Source organism: Rhodococcus sp. NPDC058521 (genome assembly GCF_042719695.1).
In the GTDB taxonomy this organism is placed as follows: Bacteria; Actinomycetota; Actinomycetes; order Mycobacteriales; family Mycobacteriaceae; genus Rhodococcus_F.
In genome coordinates this window covers 74,181-90,846 of the sequence record NZ_JBHXNL010000010.1, presented here as the reverse complement: position 1 = coordinate 90,846, position 16,666 = coordinate 74,181, and the positions used below count along the sequence as shown (strand labels likewise).

15 protein-coding genes are annotated in these 16,666 nt (G+C 65.2%); 10 read left to right on the top strand and 5 right to left on the bottom strand.

The features are described from left to right. Nucleotides 1–3: 3 nt before the first annotated feature. The 3 genes from ACFWO3_RS16105 to ACFWO3_RS16095 all read right to left on the bottom strand — a co-directional run bounded on the left by ACFWO3_RS16105 (nucleotide 4) and on the right by ACFWO3_RS16095 (nucleotide 4,483). Nucleotides 4–1,155: an acyl-CoA dehydrogenase family protein gene (locus ACFWO3_RS16105; protein ID WP_378579454.1), complete on the bottom strand. Its 1,152-nt coding sequence runs from the start codon at nucleotides 1,153–1,155 to the stop codon at nucleotides 4–6. Continuing rightward, nucleotides 1,140–2,180 carry an acyl-CoA dehydrogenase family protein gene (locus ACFWO3_RS16100; RefSeq protein ID WP_378579453.1) on the bottom strand — a complete coding sequence of 347 codons (1,041 nt, stop codon included), beginning with the start codon at nucleotides 2,178–2,180 and terminating at the stop codon, nucleotides 1,140–1,142. Before ACFWO3_RS16100 ends, ACFWO3_RS16105 begins: the two co-directional genes overlap by 16 nt. Before the next feature lie 143 nt (nucleotides 2,181–2,323). After that, the gene (locus ACFWO3_RS16095) at nucleotides 2,324–4,483 is read right to left on the bottom strand and encodes an acyl-CoA dehydrogenase (RefSeq protein WP_378579450.1); all 2,160 of its coding nucleotides are present in this window, start codon (nucleotides 4,481–4,483) and stop codon (nucleotides 2,324–2,326) included. Between the two features lie 93 nt (nucleotides 4,484–4,576). Here ACFWO3_RS16095 and kstR point away from each other — a divergent pair, with 93 nt between their 5' ends. From kstR to ACFWO3_RS16080, 3 genes are all read left to right on the top strand, one after another. Continuing rightward, entirely contained in the window at nucleotides 4,577–5,212 is a 636-nt protein-coding gene (gene kstR / locus ACFWO3_RS16090) for a cholesterol catabolism transcriptional regulator KstR (protein WP_378579447.1), read from the top strand. 79 nt (nucleotides 5,213–5,291) lie between these two features. Then, nucleotides 5,292–7,832, top strand: coding sequence for a trehalose-phosphatase (gene otsB / locus ACFWO3_RS16085; RefSeq protein ID WP_378579445.1), 2,541 nt, complete (start codon nucleotides 5,292–5,294; stop codon nucleotides 7,830–7,832). A gap of 126 nt (nucleotides 7,833–7,958) precedes the next feature. Then, a complete protein-coding gene (locus tag ACFWO3_RS16080; protein WP_378579442.1) occupies nucleotides 7,959–8,426 on the top strand; it encodes a hypothetical protein in 468 nt (155 codons plus the stop codon). Nucleotides 8,427–8,450: 24 nt separating this feature from the next. Here the strand turns inward: ACFWO3_RS16080 and ACFWO3_RS16075 are convergent, their stop codons facing one another. After that, on the bottom strand, nucleotides 8,451–9,539 hold the full coding sequence (locus ACFWO3_RS16075; RefSeq protein ID WP_378579441.1) for a substrate-binding domain-containing protein: 1,089 nt from the start codon (nucleotides 9,537–9,539) through the stop codon (nucleotides 8,451–8,453). 159 nt (nucleotides 9,540–9,698) lie between these two features. On the opposite strand from ACFWO3_RS16075, the gene ACFWO3_RS16070 reads away from it, so the two are divergent. From ACFWO3_RS16070 to ACFWO3_RS16040, 7 genes are all read left to right on the top strand, one after another. Next, nucleotides 9,699–10,622, top strand: coding sequence for a metal ABC transporter solute-binding protein, Zn/Mn family (locus ACFWO3_RS16070; protein ID WP_378579528.1), 924 nt, complete (start codon nucleotides 9,699–9,701; stop codon nucleotides 10,620–10,622). Continuing rightward, nucleotides 10,588–11,526 carry a metal ABC transporter ATP-binding protein gene (locus ACFWO3_RS16065; RefSeq protein WP_378579439.1) on the top strand — a complete coding sequence of 313 codons (939 nt, stop codon included), beginning with the start codon at nucleotides 10,588–10,590 and terminating at the stop codon, nucleotides 11,524–11,526. The genes ACFWO3_RS16070 and ACFWO3_RS16065 overlap by 35 nt, the downstream gene beginning before the upstream one ends. After that, nucleotides 11,523–12,428: a metal ABC transporter permease gene (locus tag ACFWO3_RS16060; protein ID WP_378579403.1), complete on the top strand. Its 906-nt coding sequence runs from the start codon at nucleotides 11,523–11,525 to the stop codon at nucleotides 12,426–12,428. The genes ACFWO3_RS16065 and ACFWO3_RS16060 overlap by 4 nt, the downstream gene beginning before the upstream one ends. Before the next feature lie 24 nt (nucleotides 12,429–12,452). Then, complete coding sequence (locus ACFWO3_RS16055) at nucleotides 12,453–13,211, top strand: LamB/YcsF family protein (protein WP_378579402.1); 759 nt, start codon at nucleotides 12,453–12,455, stop codon at nucleotides 13,209–13,211. Between the two features lie 16 nt (nucleotides 13,212–13,227). Then, complete coding sequence (locus tag ACFWO3_RS16050; protein ID WP_378579400.1) at nucleotides 13,228–13,839, top strand: allophanate hydrolase subunit 1; 612 nt, start codon at nucleotides 13,228–13,230, stop codon at nucleotides 13,837–13,839. A gap of 47 nt (nucleotides 13,840–13,886) precedes the next feature. Then, the gene (locus ACFWO3_RS16045; protein ID WP_378579399.1) at nucleotides 13,887–14,759 is read left to right on the top strand and encodes a biotin-dependent carboxyltransferase family protein; all 873 of its coding nucleotides are present in this window, start codon (nucleotides 13,887–13,889) and stop codon (nucleotides 14,757–14,759) included. Between the two features lie 224 nt (nucleotides 14,760–14,983). After that, complete coding sequence (locus tag ACFWO3_RS16040; RefSeq protein ID WP_378579397.1) at nucleotides 14,984–15,691, top strand: hypothetical protein; 708 nt, start codon at nucleotides 14,984–14,986, stop codon at nucleotides 15,689–15,691. Nucleotides 15,692–15,693: 2 nt separating this feature from the next. Here ACFWO3_RS16040 and rlmB read toward each other — a convergent pair whose 3' ends face one another. After that, the gene (rlmB, locus tag ACFWO3_RS16035) at nucleotides 15,694–16,665 is read right to left on the bottom strand and encodes a 23S rRNA (guanosine(2251)-2'-O)-methyltransferase RlmB (protein ID WP_378579395.1); all 972 of its coding nucleotides are present in this window, start codon (nucleotides 16,663–16,665) and stop codon (nucleotides 15,694–15,696) included. Nucleotide 16,666 lies beyond the last annotated feature (1 nt).

Here is a 16,666-nt window from a genome sequence, read left to right as displayed (position 1 = left end):
CTCCTATCGAGGAACTCGGGGCAGCTTCAGGCCTGCTGTGGCGATGAGCTCGCGCATGACCTCGTTCACGCCACCACCGAAAGTGATGACGAGGTTTCTCTTGACCTGCATGTCGAGCCAGGCGGACAACTCGGCCGTGTCGGGGTCCGCGGGATCGCCGTAGCGACCCACGATTTCCTCTGCTATGCGTCCGACCCGCTGAATGCGTTCGGTGGCGAACACCTTGGTTGCCGATGCGTCCGCGATATCGACGGCTTCCGGGTCTGCAGACGCCACTTGCCAATTGAGCAGTTCGTTCAGGCGGTAGGTCGCATGAATCTCACCCAGTACCCGCCGTACGTCCGGTCGGTCCAGCAGGTCCTTCGACTCGGCCCACGCACGAATCTTGTCGTAGAGTCCACCGACTCGTCCGGCTGGACCCAACATGACGCGCTCGTGATTGAGCTGGGTGGTGATCAGCTTCCACCCCTTGTTCTCCTCACCCACAAGCATGTTCGCGGGAACCCGCACATCCGAGTAATAGGTGGTGTTGACGTGATGCGCACCGTCGCAGGTGATGATCGGTGTCCAGCTGTAACCCGGATCCTTGGTATCCATGATCAGTATCGAGATACCGCGGTGCCGCGAATCACCACTTCCAGTGCGTACGGCAAGCCAGAGGTAGTCGGCGTCGTGCCCGCCCGTAGTGAAGATCTTCTGCCCGTTGACCACGTACTCGTCACCATCGCGCACTGCGGTGGTCTTGAGCGAGGCGAGGTCGGTTCCGGCTTCGGGTTCCGAGTAGCCGATCGCGAAATGCACCTCGCCGGCCAGGATCGCGGGCAGAAACTTCCGCTTCTGCTCCTCGGTGCCGTACTCCTGGAGGGTGGGACCCACCGTCTGCAGTGTCACCGACGGCAGCGGCACGTCCGCGCGAACAGCCTCGTTGACGAAGATCTGTTGTTCGACCTCACCGAAGCCGCGGCCACCGAATTCGACTGGCCAACCGACACCGAGCCACCCGTCTTTGCCCATGCGCCGGATGACCTCACGGTAGGTGGGTCCGTGCCGTTCCGTCTTCATGATCTCGGCCTCTTCGGGCGAGATCAGACCGGAGAAGTAGCGACGTAGCTCCGCCTGAAGTTCTCGTTGGTCGTCGGTCAGATCGATGAACACCGGGCCCCCACGAGGTCGAGTCGGAACGAGGCGCCACCTACGAGGCGGGCCAGGTCTTTTGCGGTCGAGTAGTAGCGGTGCAGGGGGTAGGTGACGTCTACTCCGAGTCCGCCGTGAAGATGATGGAGCACCTGCATCGCCGCCGGAATCTCCGATGCGATCCAGTAGGCCATGACGTCGAGATCGTCACGTGCATCGAGCCCCTGCGACACCCGCCACGACGCAGCCAGCGCCGACACGTGCAGGGTGCGCGACGTGACGTAGACGTCGGCGATCTGTTGTGCGACGGCCTGGAACGATGCGAGCGGTTTACCGAACTGGTGGCGCGTTGCCAGGTGCTCTGCTGCCAAAGATGTTGCGCCGGAGAGCAGACCGTCCGCCACCGCGCCGATGCTCGCGAGCGCAATGCGATACAACGTCTGCACCGCATCCTGTCCGCCGGCAAGCAGTTCGGCTCGCGCACCCTCGAATCGCACTGAGAACTCCGGTGTGTCCGAAGAACTCGGCGTGGACGTGAGTGTCACTCCGTCGGCATTCGGATCCACCAGAACCACACCCTGATCGGTGGGCACCAGAATCCGATGCGCCTTGTCCGCGAACGGAACGGCCACCGCACGCCCGGTGATCGTGTAGTGATCGCCTTCGGCAACGGCGGTGGTCGACGGCTGCTCCGGGAACTGTGCGCCCGGTTCGGCAAGCGCTGCGGTGAACGTTCGTCCCTCGGCGACGCCGCTCAGCAGAGCGTCCTGCCGAGCTTCGTCGCCGAGGCTGACGATCGGCAATACACCGAAACCCAACGTTGCAAGCGCGGGGATCGATGCCGCCTTACGTCCTACTTCGGTGAGGAGCGCTCCCACATCCGTCACCGACAACCCCTCGCCGCCGAGACGTTCGGGCAGCGCGAGCGTGAGCAGGTCTGCGCTCGCGAAGGCCGCCCAGAGAGCATCGGAATCGAGGTCACGGGCCAGCAGGCCACCGGCGACTTGCGCCACGGCCTGCTGAGTTTCGTCTCGAGTGAAGTCCACGCTGACACTCCCACCTTGGATCCTGACCCCTGTGCGTGGTTGGCGAGCCCCTGGACTCGTCAGCCACTCACAGGGATATTTAGAACGTGTTCTAGTTGTATCACCATCCGCGCCACACCGAAAGTGCACACCTCGGATTCGAATCAGCTGCGCGGTAGGCCCAGAATCCGCTCGGCCGCAACGGTCAACAGAATCTGCGTCGTACCACCCGCGATCGACAGGCAGCGGGTGTTGAAGAACTCGTACGACAACGGTCCCTCGACCCAACCGTCGGGGCCTGCCAGATCCATCGCGAACTCGGCGACCGATTGCCGCTGCCGAACGCCGACCAGCTTCTGCACGCTCGACGCCGGGCCCGGGTCCTGACCGTCGAGCCGACGAAGCGTGGTGCGCAACTCCAACAGCGATCCCACCAGGGCGTTACTGATCAGTGTGCCCAACTTGTCGTCGGTGACCGGGTCGGAGTCCCCGGCGAGCTTCAGCAACTCCTCCATCGCTCCACCGAGAGACGAACCGCCACTCATCGCGACCCGCTCGTTCGCCAGAGTCGTCCGGGCCAGCTTCCATCCGTCACCGAGGTTCCCGACGAGAAGGTCGTCCGAAACGAACACCCCGTCCAGGTACACCTCGTTGAACAACGAGTCGCCGGTGATCTCGCGAAGTGGCTTGATGGTGATCCCCGGCGTCTTCATGTCGACGAGGAAGTAGCTGATCCCCTTGTGTTTGGGTGCTTCACGGTCGGTACGTGCCAGGCAGATCGCCCAGTCCGCTTCCTGCGCCTTGGACGTCCAGACTTTCTGCCCCTGCAGCTTCCAACCGCCGTCGACCCTTTCGGCGGTGGTGCGCAGGGCCGCGAGATCCGAACCTGCTCCGGGCTCACTGAACAACTGACACCAGACGATCTCGCCCCGCAGGGTGGGCGTCGCGAACTTCTCGATCTGTTCGGGGCTGCCGTGCTCGAGAATCGTGGGAACGGCCCACCACCCGATGACCAGGTCGGGGCGGGAGACGCCCACGGCCGCAAGCTCTTCCTCGATGAGGATCTGTTGCGCGGCCTTCGCGCCACGCCCGTACGGCGCCGGCCAGTGCGGTGCGAGGTATCCCGTGTCGGCCAGCGCCGCCCGGCGCTCCGACTCGGGCCTTGCGACCAACTCGGCGATCTCGGCACGAATGTCGGCGCGCTCGGAATCGAGATCCGACAGGTCGATCGAGAGATGTCTACGAACTCCGGCGCGGGTCAGCTCGGCCACCCGGGCACGCCATCGCGGCGACCCGCCGAGCAACTGCCGCAACGACGTGGCCCGCCGCAGATAGAAGTGGGCCTCGTGTTCCCAGGTGAATCCGATTCCGCCGAGCACCTGGATGCAGTCCTTCGCGGTCTCGACGGCAGCGTCCAGTGACACGGTCGCGGCGACGGCGGCGGCGATGCCGACTTCCGAGTCGTTCGCCCACGCGTCTTCCGCTGCGACGGCGGCATCCCAAGCCGTGGCTCCGGTCTGCTCCACCCTGCACAACATGTCGGCGCACAGGTGCTTGATCGCCTGAAAGGAGCCGATCGGCTTGCCGAACTGTTCCCGGATCTTCGCGTACTCGACCGCAGTGCGCAGACACCAGCTCGCGATGCCGGAAGCTTCGGCAGCTGCGAGCGTCGCGGCGAGGTCGCGTACCAGGCCCTCTCGTACGCCCTCCACAACTCCGTTCGCGGCAACCGTCACGCCGGAGCACTCGACGTTCCCGAATGCCCGGCTCTTGTCGATCGAGTCGGCCGCGATGTGCGTCAGACCGTCGGCACCGCCGTCCACGAGACACCAGACGACTCCGTCGCCGGCATCGGCGGGTACGAGGATCGATACGCGTTCCTGAGCGCCGAGCACGGGTCCCGTCCGGCCCGTGAGTGTCAATCCACCGTCTGCGGAACGTTCCGCAGACAACGCGGGGCCATCCACCACTACGCCACACGGGCGGGCCCCCTCGGCAAGCTCCTCGGACCACTGCTTGGCGGCGGGACCGCCGCTTCGCCCGACCACGAGGGCGGCGAGTGCCGTTGTGAGAACAGGACCGGGCGCGAGCTCGATTGCGGACTGCTCGAGCATCGCGGCGAGATCGACGATCTCCGCTCCCGAACCCCCGACCTCCTCCGGAACCGCCACCGAAAAGATCCCGAGCTTTGCGAACGACTCCCATGAGGAGCGCCACGAATCCGCTGGTCCTTGGCGTACTGTGGCGACCGGGTCGACAGAGCGGGCCCACGCGCGCACGGACTCCTGAACGGCCCTCTGCTCCTCGGTGGTGGCGATAGTCACAACAGGTATCCGCCTCTCGGTAATGACACACAACTCTAGAACGTGTTCTAATATGTCACCTGGCAAGAGTCAAGGCGCGAAGGAAATCAGTAGATGACGAGCACATCCCGCACCCGGCCGACAACCGTCGCCGCAACGCTGGGCGAGGACGACCTAAGCTCCAACGCGCAACGCGAGCGCCGAAAGCGAATTCTCGACTCGACCCTCGCTCTCGCATCCAAGGGTGGATACGAAGCAGTGCAGATGCGGGCAGTGGCAGAAAAGGCCGACGTCGCGGTAGGCACGCTCTATCGGTACTTCCCGTCGAAGGTGCACCTCCTCGTTTCCGCGCTCGGCCGCGAACTCGAGCGCATCGACTCCCGCGGCAAGAATCCGCCCGGCGACAACCAGCGCGAGCGCATGCAGACAATCCTCACCCAGATCACGCGGGCCATGCAGCGGGATCCGCTACTCACCGAGGCCATGACACGGGCCTTCATGTTCGCCGACGCGTCCGCGGCAGCCGAGGTGGAACAGGTCGGCAAACTCATGGACCGACTCTTCGTTCGGGCCATGACCGAAACCGACCCGACCGAAGAGCAGTACGCGGTGGCGCGGGTGATCTCCGACGTGTGGCTGTCGAACCTGGTGGCATGGCTCACACGCCGGTCGTCCGCCACCGACGTCGCCACACGACTGGAACTCACAGTCGAACTCCTGCTCGGCGACGGCGACCGCGCTTCCGTCTGACCTCTCCGCGACCTGACCGTCTCGACCCCCGACGCCCCGTACCGGGCCTCGATGCTCGCAATCGCCTAGATTGTGAACAGTGAGCGCCCAAGATCTGCCCATCGAACTTCGTCGAGCCCTCGCCGCCGTGGCACGGACCCCGCGACTTCTCGTCGCCTCCGACTACGACGGCACCATGGCGCCGATCGTCTCGGACCCGGAGAAGGCGTTTCCCCTCGCTGAATCCGTTCTTGCACTGCGGGCTCTCGCCGGACTCTCCGCCACCACTGCCGCCGTGATCTCGGGCCGCGCCCTCAAGGACCTGGCGGCTCTGTCGCGGCTGCCCTCCGAGGTACATCTCGTCGGCAGCCACGGTTCCGAGTTCGACATCGGATTCGTGCACGCGATCGACGCGGATGCGAAGACTCTCCTCGCTGACATCACCGAAGAACTGCGGGGGCTCGCCACCCGGTTCGCCGGAACGAGCGTCGAGATCAAGCCCGCCAGTGTTGCGTTCCACGTGCGCAACGCCAAGGCGGACGAGGCGGCGAAAGCCCTCGACGCCGTGCGTGCGGGCGCCGCAACGTGGCAAGGAGTGGACGTCACCGAGGGCAAATCGGTGATCGAACTCGCGGTGGTCGTCACCGACAAAGGCCACGCACTGGACATCATTCGCCACCAGGAAGCGGCCACTGCCGCCGTGTTCATCGGCGACGACGTAACGGACGAGAAGGCCTTCCGCAGACTCCAGGGCCCCGACATCGGCATCAAAGTCGGTCCCGGCGACAGCGAGGCCGAGTACCGAGTAGCCACCACGGAAGATGTTGCAGCAGCCCTCGCCTTTCTTCTCGAAGAACGTCGCACCTGGCTGTCGGGTGCAGACGCCGCACCGATCGAACGTCTGACGATGCTGGCGAATCCACGCACTGTTGCCCTCGTGACTCCTGATGCCTCGGTCACGTGGATGTGTCACCCCGAGCCGGATTCGGCGTCGGTGTTCGCGCACCTTCTCGGCGGCACGGCGGCCGGCCATTTCACCGTTGCGCCCGAACGTTCCTCGCTGCCGCTCAGCCAGCGATACATCGATGGCACCATGACCGTACAGACCCGTTGGGCGAGTCTGGCCGTGACCGACTATTTGCCGCACGATGCAGAACCCGGGCGGACCGATCTCACCCGCGTCATCTCCGGCACCGCTCCCGCGGTCGTCACCTTCGCGCCGCGCCCGGAGTTCGGACAGGGCCAAGTGCAGCTCGAAGCCGAGGACGAGGGAATTCGAGTGTTCGGCACCAACGAACCGATCATCCTCCGCTCACCGGGTGTTCGGTGGACCGTCGAATCCGACGGACATCAGCAGACCGCACGCGCGGTGGTCGATCCGTCGGGCGGTGACGTCGTTCTCGAATTGCGTTGCGGAACAGAAGATCTTGGTCCCAGCGTGCGAACAGAGTCCGAGCGTCGAGAAGAGTCCGAATCCTACTGGCGCGACTGGGCGAACAGCTTGAATCTTCCCGCACTGAAGCCCGATCTGATCAAGCGTTCCGCCCTCACCCTGAGAGGGCTGGTGCACGCTGATTCGGGCGCGATCATGGCGGCCGCGACGACGTCGTTGCCGGAAGAGGTCGGCGGGGTCCGCAACTGGGACTACCGGTATTGCTGGCTGCGGGACGCGGCACTCACAGCTTCCGCGCTCGTCAGCGTGGGATCGACTGCCGAGGCCGAGAACTACCTGGACTGGGTGCACGACGTTCTCGAAACGCTCCCGGGCCCGGAACGACTGCACCCCCTCTACACTCTCGCCGGTACAGGCCTTCCACCCGAGGCCGTGATCGATTCTCTACCCGGTTACGCGGGTTCGCGCCCGGTCCGCATCGGCAACGCGGCGAATCAGCAGGTGCAGTTGGACGTGTTCGGACCGATCGTGGAACTCATCTCCGATCTCGCACACACTCGCCGTGCCCAGGGCGTGAGCGAGGCACTGAGCGACCGGGACTGGGAACTGGTGTGCGCCATGGTGGAAGCGGTCGAGCGCCGTTGGTTCGAGCCCGACCACGGAATCTGGGAGATTCGTGACAACCCGCGCCACCACGTCTATTCGAAGGTCATGGGCTGGGTGTCGGTGGACCGGGCACTGAAGCTTGCCGAGGAGTTCGGGCGGCCCGCACAGTCGGGATGGTCGGACTTGCGCGACGAGATCGCCGCGGAGGTCCGCGAGAAGGGGTGGAACGAGGAAGTTCGTTCCTACACGGCCGCTTACGACGGCACCGACCTCGACGCTGCAACACTGTTCATCGGCCTCTCGGGTCTGATCGACCCGACGGACGAGAGGTTCGCAGCCACTGTCGTCGCCACCGAGGCCGAACTTCGCAGCGGTTCCACCGTGTACCGCTACCACCACGACGATGGACTCCCCGGAGCCGAGGGCGGATTCCATCTGTGTGCAGCGTGGCTGGTGGAGGCGTACCTCCTGATCGGTGCGCGTTCCCAGGCCGAGGCTCTCTTCGCGCAACTGGTGGACGCGGCAGGTCCTACCGGACTGCTCAGCGAGGAGTACGACCCAGTGGCGGAACGGTCGTTGGGCAACCACCCGCAGGCCTACAGTCACCTGGGACTGCTCCGCTGCGCCCAGTTGCTCGCCTGAGCCCCTGTGCGCGGTTAGCGGGTCCAGGGACTCGTTAACCACTCACAGGGGAAGTGGGGGTAACGAATATCGACTCGGGAACGACGGTCCATAATGAACGCGCACCCGGGGCTAAGCGAGGAGATCATGACAACCGAGTCGACGATCGGCAAGGCACTTGCAACAGCAATTGCCGCAGCGACCCTTCCGATCCTGGCGGCAGGTGTGGCAAGTGCCGGACCGTACGACCCGCCGCCGGCGAACCCGGACGACTACCTGGTGGGCGACACCGCATATTTCCAGTTCCAGGGCCACAATTGCGCGATCGCCCCGACCGGCGACGTCGGCTGCGATCTGGGTTCGAGCATGCAGATGACGGTGGGAGACGAGTTCTTCACCGATGTTCGCGAGATTCTGCTCGACTCCTCGGGATACGCGGCCCACCCGGGTCCCGGAGTCGGGACACCGCACACCCTCCCGGCGGGCAATCGTGAGCTGACCGGCGAACTCGATTACGCCGGAGCGTCCTGCTCGCCGGGTTTGAAGGCGGACCTTCGATGCGAGTCCAATGGGCATACCTTCTGGGTGTGGACTCCGTACGCGTCGGGAAGCTGATATCGCGGTTTTCGCTGTGCCGGTTCAGGTTCGGACCGGTCCCGTCGTGGCACCTCTGAAGAGTTCGGTATCGAGCATCTCGACCGTGGCCACCCCGGAGTGCGACGGAGACATGAGCAGGGCTCCGGCCCTGCGCCCCTTCTCCTCCTGTGGCTGAAGGACGGTGGTCAGGCCCTCACGGATGGCTTGGTCCACGCCGTCGAATCCTGAGATCGACAGGTCTCGTGGAACGTCGACGCCCTGCCGCCGCGCCCATTCGAGCGCTCCGAGTGCCAGAACGTCCGAGGTACACACCAGTGCCGTGATGTCCGGGTCCGCGTGCAGCGCCTGCTCTGCCGCTGTGTGCCCGGAGAGTCCCGCGTGTTCGAAACGCTCGACGACGGTGAGACCGGCGGGATCGAGGCCAGCCGCCTCCATCGCATCTCGCACCCCCTCGATACGTTCTCGTTGCACGTGAAAGTGTGGAGTTTTCAAGCGCTCCGGCGAAACCACTCCGTCCGCACGGTCCCGGCCCAGGCGCATGCACAGCACGCCGAATCGCTCGTGTCCCAGATCGATCAGATGGTCGGCGACCTGGCGCATCGCGGCTCGGTCGTCGATTCCGACGCGCGAAGCACCCGGGATCTCCCGCGGCTGATCGCACACCACCATCGGCAGGTGGCGATCGCACACCGCGGCCAGATACGGATCGTCGTCCGCAACGGAATACACGACGAAGCCGTCCACACCCGCCTGCTGTACAACCACGGCTGCATCGACGTCCTCGCGCCCCGGACCAGCCGGGATCAACAGCAGCCCTTGGCCCGCCGCTTCGCACGACTCGGTCAGTCCGGCCAGAAAGCTCATCGCCGCAGGGTCGCGGAACGAGTAGCTGAGAGCCTCGGTGAGGAGCAGCCCCACCGCACCGGCCCGCCGGGTTCGGAGCGATCGCGCCACCGGATCGGGGCCGGGATACCCGCGCCGACGTGCCGCTTCGAGGACTCGGTCGCGAAGTTCGGGCGACAACTGGTCCGGGCGGTTGTACGCGTTGGACACCGTGGTTCGGGAGATGTTGAGTTCCGCGGCGAGGGACGCCAACGTGGCCTGACGGCGTGGCTGACGTGACCTGGGCATATCAGGACGTTAGTACTTCGGATCCCAGATCCCCTGTTGGGGTCGATCCGGACGTGCATCACCTGCGACGATACGTTAATGTGGAACGGTAACGGTTTCCAATAGCATTAATAGACCTTCTCGGAGCTTCCTGTGCACACCAGCCTTCGCGGCACCGCCATGGCCGCATGCCTTGCTGTCGCCGCCCTCACGGTCACCGCCTGTGGCACCTCTTCCGACGGCGACGAGTTGACGGTCGTGGCATCCACCAACGTGTGGGGCAGCGTTGCGCAGGCCGTGGCGGGAGAGCGAGTCGAGGTGACGTCGATCATCGACGAGCCGTCCGCGGATCCACACTCTTTCGAGGCAAGCCCCCTCGACGCCGCCCAGATCTCGGATGCGTCGCTCCTCGTCTACAACGGCGGCGGATACGACCAGTTCGTCGACGACGTGCTCGACTCCGCCGGAAACGACATCACGACCGTCGAGGCCTACGCACTCCTCGAAGGCGGAGCACACGCCGACGAACACGAAGGCCACGATCACGAGGGCCACGAAGGTCACGACCACGGGGCGGTGAACGAGCACGTGTGGTTCGACGTCTCCACCGTCGGTGCCGTTGCCCAGAATGTCGCCGACAAGCTCGCCGAACTGGACCCCGACAACGCCGACGAGTATCGGGCCAATGCACGCGGGTTCGGCGAAGAGCTGCAGCAGATCACCGAGATCACGGATCGGATCGCCTCCACCCATCCGGGTGTCGAGGTCGCCCAGTCCGAGCCCATCGCCCAGTACCTGCTCGCATCGGCCGGGGCCCGCGACATGACTCCGCCGGAGTTCACGAGCGCGATCGAAGAGGGCAACGATCCCGCTCCCGCAGCGATCGCCGAGACCCGCCGCATTCTGACCGACAAGCAGGTCCGGGTTCTCGTCTACAACATCCAGACTCAGGACCAAGTGACGCAGGACATGCGCCGCACGGCCGAAGCCGCATCGATTCCGGTTGTGGAGGTTACCGAGACTCTCCCCGAGGGCCAGGACTACATTCAGTGGCAGACCGCCAACGCCAATGCCCTGGCCACGGCGCTCGGCACCCCAGCCTGATCGACGAACAGAACCAACCCTTGTGACAGATCCTTCGACGCACTCCCCTGCCGACGACAGCCCCGCACCCGCACTGGAACTGACGAACGCGCGGCTGTCGTTCGGTGAACGCACACTGTGGGAGGACCTGAATCTCGACGTGCAGCCCGGCGAGTTCATCGCAGTTCTCGGGCCGAACGGTTCCGGAAAGACCTCGCTTCTGAAGGTTCTGCTCGGCCAGCTCGCCCTCGGCGCCGGCACCGCACGTATCGCGGGAGAACAGGCGCGAACCGGAAACGCGCACGTCGGCTACATCCCGCAACAGAAGTCGATCGACGACGGACTACCCCTCCGCGGACGTGACCTCGTCGGCTTGGGCGTCGACGGACACCGTTGGGGCACCGGCATATTCCGTCGACGTGCACGCCGCGCGATCGTCGACGACGCCGTACGTCAGGTCGGTGCCGAAGCGTTCGCAGACGCCCCGATCGGTTCGATGTCCGGTGGTGAGCAGCAGCGTCTCCGCATCGCGCAGGCCCTGGTGGGTGATCCGAAGATCCTGCTGTGCGACGAACCGCTACTGAGCCTGGACCTCGCCAATCAGCACCTGGTGTCGAGTCTCATCGACCGCCGTCGGCGAACTCACGACACCGCGGTTCTGTTCGTGACCCACGAGATCAATCCGATTCTGCCGCTGGTCGACCGGGTGCTGTATCTCGTCGACGGGCAGTTCAGGATCGGCACACCCGAAGAGGTCATGACCTCGGAAGTGCTGTCCGAGCTGTACCGCACGGACGTGGAGGTACTGCACGTGCGCGGGCGTCTGGTGGTGATCGGTACAGGTGACGCGATCGACGCGCTGGGCAGCGCCGGCGGATTGCGTCCGGGCGAAGGTGTCCATCACAAAGACGAGGACCACGGATGAACGGCAAGTTCGCGGACGCGATGTCGCGCATGTTCGACGTGTCGGCGACGGTGGAACTGCTGCAATACGACTTCGTCCAGCAGGCACTGATCGCCGGTGCGATTCTCGGGTTGCTCGCCGGGGTCATCGGGCCGCTGATCGTCAGCCGGCAGATGTCATTCGCGGTCCACGGCACCAGTGAGCTGTCGTTGACGGGCGCATCCGCAGCGTTGCTCATCGGAACGAGCGTCGGTCTCGGCGCCATCGCAGGTTCGGTGGTGGCGGCGGTGCTCTTCGGAATCCTCGGCGCCAAGGCCCGTGATCGTGACTCGGTGATCGGCGTCATCATGGCGTTCGGTCTCGGTCTCTCGGTGCTCTTCATGTGGGCGTACGAGGGCCGCGCCGGGTCGAGTTTCTCACTCCTCGTCGGGCAGATCGTCGCCCCCGGAAACACGGGCCTGGAACTGCTCACGTTGTGTGCGGTGCTCGTGATCGGCACGATCGTCTTCATCTACCGTCCACTACTCTTCGCGAGCACCGACCCGGAAGTTGCGGAGGCGCGCGGCGTTCCGGTGCGCAAGCTGTCGATCGTATTCGCGGTTCTCGTGGGTGTCACCGCCGCTCTCGGCGTTCAGGTGGTCGGCGCGCTGCTCGTAATGGCATTGCTCATCACCCCTGCCGCTGCCGCGGCCTACGTGACCGCGAGCCCGCTCAAGGCGACGATCCTGTCCGTCGTGTTCGCGGAGATTGCCGCTGTCGGCGGCATCCTGCTGTCCCTGGCACCGGGCGTACCGGTATCGAGTTTCGTGACTGCGGTGTCTTTCGTGATCTACCTCGTGTGCCGCATCGTGGGTAGAACGAGACGCAACAACGGCGGCCGAATCGCGGCCGAGTCGACCCTGCCGCAGCGGGTGACTCCCTAGATTCCGGCTCCTAGAATCGATGCTGTGCCGTCAATCGATCTGAACAGCGACCTCGGGGAGAGCTACGGAGCGTGGAGGCTCGGTGACGACGATGCCGTCCTCGACGTGGTCACCAGTGCGAACGTTGCTTGCGGGTTCCATGCCGGCGACCCGTCCACCCTGCTCGCCACGTGCCGAGCTGCTGCTTCGCGCGCCGTCCGGATCGGCGCGCAGGTGGGTTACCACGATCTTGCCGGCTTCGGTCGCCGGTTCATCGACGTGTCACCTGCGGACCTCACCGCCGACGTCGTCTATCAGATCGGCGCGCTCGACGGGTTGGCGCAGACGACCGGCTCGGCCGTCGCCTATGTGAAGCCGCACGGCGCGCTGTACAACGCGATCGTCCATCACCGCGACCAGGCGCGCGCCGTCGTCGATGCCGTGCTGGCCTACGACGAGACACTGCCGGTGCTCGGGCTTCCCGGCTCGGTATTCCTCGAGGAGGCGGAAAAGGTGGGCTTGCGTACCGTCTCCGAGGCGTTCGCCGATCGGGCCTACACACCCGAAGGCGCGCTGGTTCCTCGGACCGAATCCGGGGCAGTACTCCACGACCCGACAGAGGTTGCGCAGCGAGTCCGGCGAATGGTCGTGGACGCAACGATCGAAGCCGTGGACGGCGCGGTGCTGCACATGTCGGCGGAGTCCGTGTGCGTGCACGGCGACAGTCCCGGCGCCGTCGAGATAGCGCGCGCCGTGCGGTCACTGCTGGACGCAGAAGGCATCGACGTGACACCGTTCGTGTGATGGAGGTCCCCGTGTGATGGACGTACTGGAGGTCGGAAAAGCTGCAGTGCTCGCAGCTTTCGACGATCTGGATACTACGCTCGGATACTTTCGCGCCTTGGACAACTCGCGGCCCGCCGGTGTATGGGAGCTCGTTCCGGCAGCCCGCACGGTGCTCGTCCGCTTCGACCCGGAGTCGATTCCACACGAGAAGGTGGTTCGGTGGCTCAGGGCCACGCAGCCGAATGCTGCGGCCGGCGAAACCTCGACAGCGGAAGTCCACATCCCGGTGCACTACGACGGACCCGATCTCGACGACGTATCCGAGATGACCGGCCTGAGTATCGACGAGGTGATCTCGGCGCATACCGGAATGCCGTGGACTGTCGCCTTCAGCGGCTTCGCGCCCGGATTCGGCTACCTCGCGGGCGGTGACGCACGACTGCACGTGCCCCGTCGCGCCGAACCGCGTACCGCAGTGCCCGCCGGTGCGGTCGCACTCGCGAGCGAGTTCAGCGGCATCTACCCGCGCAGCTCGCCCGGTGGCTGGCAACTGATCGGAACGACGCGGACCGTGATCTGGGATCCGGTGCGCTCCCCGCCTGCACTGCTGCGGCCCGGGACCACCGTGCGTTTCGAAGCCGTCTGAGCGTCGAATCCTACCCACACCGAACACCGGTGCGGGAGAATCGAACGATGGCGTGGCTCGAAGTAGTGCAGACAGGCGCCCTCACCACGGTTCAGGACCGTGGCAGACCGGGCAACGCAGCGATCGGCGTGGGCGAATCGGGTGCCGCCGATCGCGAATCTCATGACGCTGCAAACCGGTTGGTGGGCAACAGAATCGATGCTGCAACCCTCGAAGCGACAGTGGGTGGACTGTCGCTCCGCTCGGTCGGCGCAACCTGCATATCGGTGACGGGCGCCCGCTCCTGCCCGACCGTCAATTCACTTCCGGTTCCCGACTATTCGACACTTCACCTACAGACCGGAGATCTCCTCGAGATCGGATACCCGACGACCGGACTCCGCACATACGTCGCCGCACGAGGAGGCATCGACGTGCCCCCAGTACTCGGAAGCCGATCCACCGACACCCTCGCAGGACTCGGGCCCTCCCCTGTGAAGGTCGGCGATCAGCTTCTTGTCGGCACCGACATGCTCGGTTGGCCCGCGGAGGATTTCATTCCGCCGCCGGCGGAGCCGGAGAACCCCGTATGGCTTCGAGTGCGCCTCGGCCCGCGGGACAACTGGTTCACGCCCGCGTCTGTCCACGCACTACTCGAACAACGGTGGTGGGTCACCACCGATACCAACCGAATCGGCGCGAAGCTGGACGGACAGGGACCCCTCCACCGCCGCAAACGGGACGAACTTCCAACCGAAGGGATGGTCGCGGGTGCGCTGCAGGTACCTCCCAGCGGAAAACCCATCCTCTTTCTCGCAGATCACCCACCGACCGGCGGTTACCCCGTGATCGCCGTCGTCGATACCGAAGACCTCCCGGTTGCCGCACAACTGCGGCCCGGACATCACATCAGATTCGTCCCGGACACAGCTCAGCGGTGACCATCACGATGGCCGAGACCTTGGCGTCGACCACGAGCGAAACTCTCAACTTCTACACTTCCCCAGGTCGAGAGGGTTTCCGAGACCATCCTTCTGCGCTGGCACTTCATGCTGGACGCCCGTATATGTATGGGACATATCACAGCGTTAACGAACTTGTGATGTGAATCATTACGGTCGGCGCCTCGCGTCGAGCGTGTCGTGCACCGAACGGAGAAAACTGGATGTCCCGCTTCTCGTTGCGACGGCTGGTCGCAAGCACCGCAGTTCTGGCCACCGCCGTCGGCCTCACGCTGGTCGGTCCCGCTGCAGCATCAGCGGACGACGCGCACCCGAGTTCGAACTCGATCGATACCAGCAACCTGACGATCACCAAGAGCGTGGTCGGGGACGGGACCGCTGCAGCCGGTGGGAAGGCCACATTCCGGACGACCATCGCGGCGACCAACACGCCGGTGAGATCGATCGAGGCAATCACCGACCACCACCCCGCCGGGTTCGAGTACGTCCACGGCAGCGCAAAAGTGAACGCCTTCCACCTGATCGGCGGACAGAAGACCGAGTCCGTCAGCCCCACCGTGAACGTCAATGACCGCACCGTGACAGTGCACGGAGTGTGGCCAGTCGACACGATCGGCAGCAAGACAGTGACGCTGGAAGTCTCCTACCTCGTTCCCGACGACGCCGCCGTGGGCACTTACCTCGAAACCAGCTCGGACGTCGACGTCGCCTTCTTCAACACACTGCAGACCGTGTCCGGCGCCTGGGTTCAGATCCGCGAGAAGAACCTCGGCGAGAACGTCACGTCCGGCTCAGCGGGCGCTGGCCTCGGATCATCGGACGGTGAAGGTGGGTCCGGTTCTGCCGCGCTGAGTGACCCTGCTTCCTTCATCGGTGATGTGATCAGCCGGGTTCTGCAGAACGGGAGCTGACGTCAGGAACGCCGCCGGCGTGCGACATCGGACAGCACCACGCCGGCGGCCACCGACGCGTTGAGCGACTCCACCGGGCCTGACATCGGGATGCTCAGGATGGCGTCGCAGTTCTCACGCACCAACCGTGACAGACCCTTCCCCTCGGACCCGACTACGACAACGACGGGCCCCGTACCGTCGAACTCGTCCAACGAGGTGTCTCCGCCTGCGTCCAAACCGACGACCTGAACACCCTTCGACGCCCAATCCTTCAGCGTACGAGTGAGATTCGTTGCGCGTGCAATGGGAAGGCGGGCAGCGGCACCAGCACTCGTTCGCCAGGCCACCGCAGTCACCGCTGCACTCCGACGTTCCGGAATCACCACACCGTGACCACCGAACGCGGCGACGGAACGAACGACAGCTCCCAGGTTGCGGGGATCGGTGATGTTGTCGAGCGCCACGAGCAGCGGCGCTTCCTGATGTTTGCGCGCCTCGGCGATCAGATCGTCCGGGTGCGCGTACCGATACGGCGGCACCTGCAACGCAATCCCCTGGTGCATGCCGTTGGCGCTCATGCGGTCCAATTCGTGCCGTGGAACTTCGAGAATCGAGATGCCGGCATCCGCCGCGAGCTGCACGGATTCCTTCAGACGATCGTCGCTCTCGGTGCCCACCGCGACGTGCAGCGCGGTCGCGGGCACTCCCGCCCGCAAGCACTCCAGGACGGGATTCCGGCCAAGTACGTTCTCCGGGCCGTCTGCCGGCTTACGACCGCCGGTGGGGCGCCCACGTCCTGCCGGTGCCCGATCGGCAGCCTTCGCTGCGCGGGCCGCTCGCTTCGCCGCGGGATGCTTCGTCCGTGCCTCGGCGGGCGGTGTTGCACCGCGCCCTTCGAGACCCTTGCGACGGCGCCCGCCGGAACCGGCGACCTGCCCCTTCTTCGTGCCTGCTTTGCGGACCGCTCCGCGGCGACTCGAGTTTCCTGCCATT

Excerpts from the sequence above, each read along its gene's own strand:
- ACFWO3_RS16080 (WP_378579442.1), top strand. The coding sequence starts at position 7,959 with ATGACAACCGAGTCGACGATCGGCAAGGCACTTGCAACAGCAATTGCC.
- kstR (WP_378579447.1), top strand. The coding sequence starts at position 4,577 with ATGACGAGCACATCCCGCACCCGGCCGACAACCGTCGCCGCAACGCTG.
- ACFWO3_RS16060 (WP_378579403.1), top strand. The coding sequence starts at position 11,523 with ATGAACGGCAAGTTCGCGGACGCGATGTCGCGCATGTTCGACGTGTCG.
- ACFWO3_RS16075 (WP_378579441.1), bottom strand. The coding sequence starts at position 9,539 with ATGCCCAGGTCACGTCAGCCACGCCGTCAGGCCACGTTGGCGTCCCTC.
- ACFWO3_RS16045 (WP_378579399.1), top strand. The coding sequence starts at position 13,887 with ATGGCGTGGCTCGAAGTAGTGCAGACAGGCGCCCTCACCACGGTTCAG.
- ACFWO3_RS16050 (WP_378579400.1), top strand. The coding sequence starts at position 13,228 with ATGGACGTACTGGAGGTCGGAAAAGCTGCAGTGCTCGCAGCTTTCGAC.
- rlmB (WP_378579395.1), bottom strand. The coding sequence starts at position 16,665 with ATGGCAGGAAACTCGAGTCGCCGCGGAGCGGTCCGCAAAGCAGGCACG.
- ACFWO3_RS16070 (WP_378579528.1), top strand. The coding sequence starts at position 9,699 with ATGGCCGCATGCCTTGCTGTCGCCGCCCTCACGGTCACCGCCTGTGGC.
- ACFWO3_RS16065 (WP_378579439.1), top strand. The coding sequence starts at position 10,588 with ATGCCCTGGCCACGGCGCTCGGCACCCCAGCCTGATCGACGAACAGAA.
- ACFWO3_RS16040 (WP_378579397.1), top strand. The coding sequence starts at position 14,984 with ATGTCCCGCTTCTCGTTGCGACGGCTGGTCGCAAGCACCGCAGTTCTG.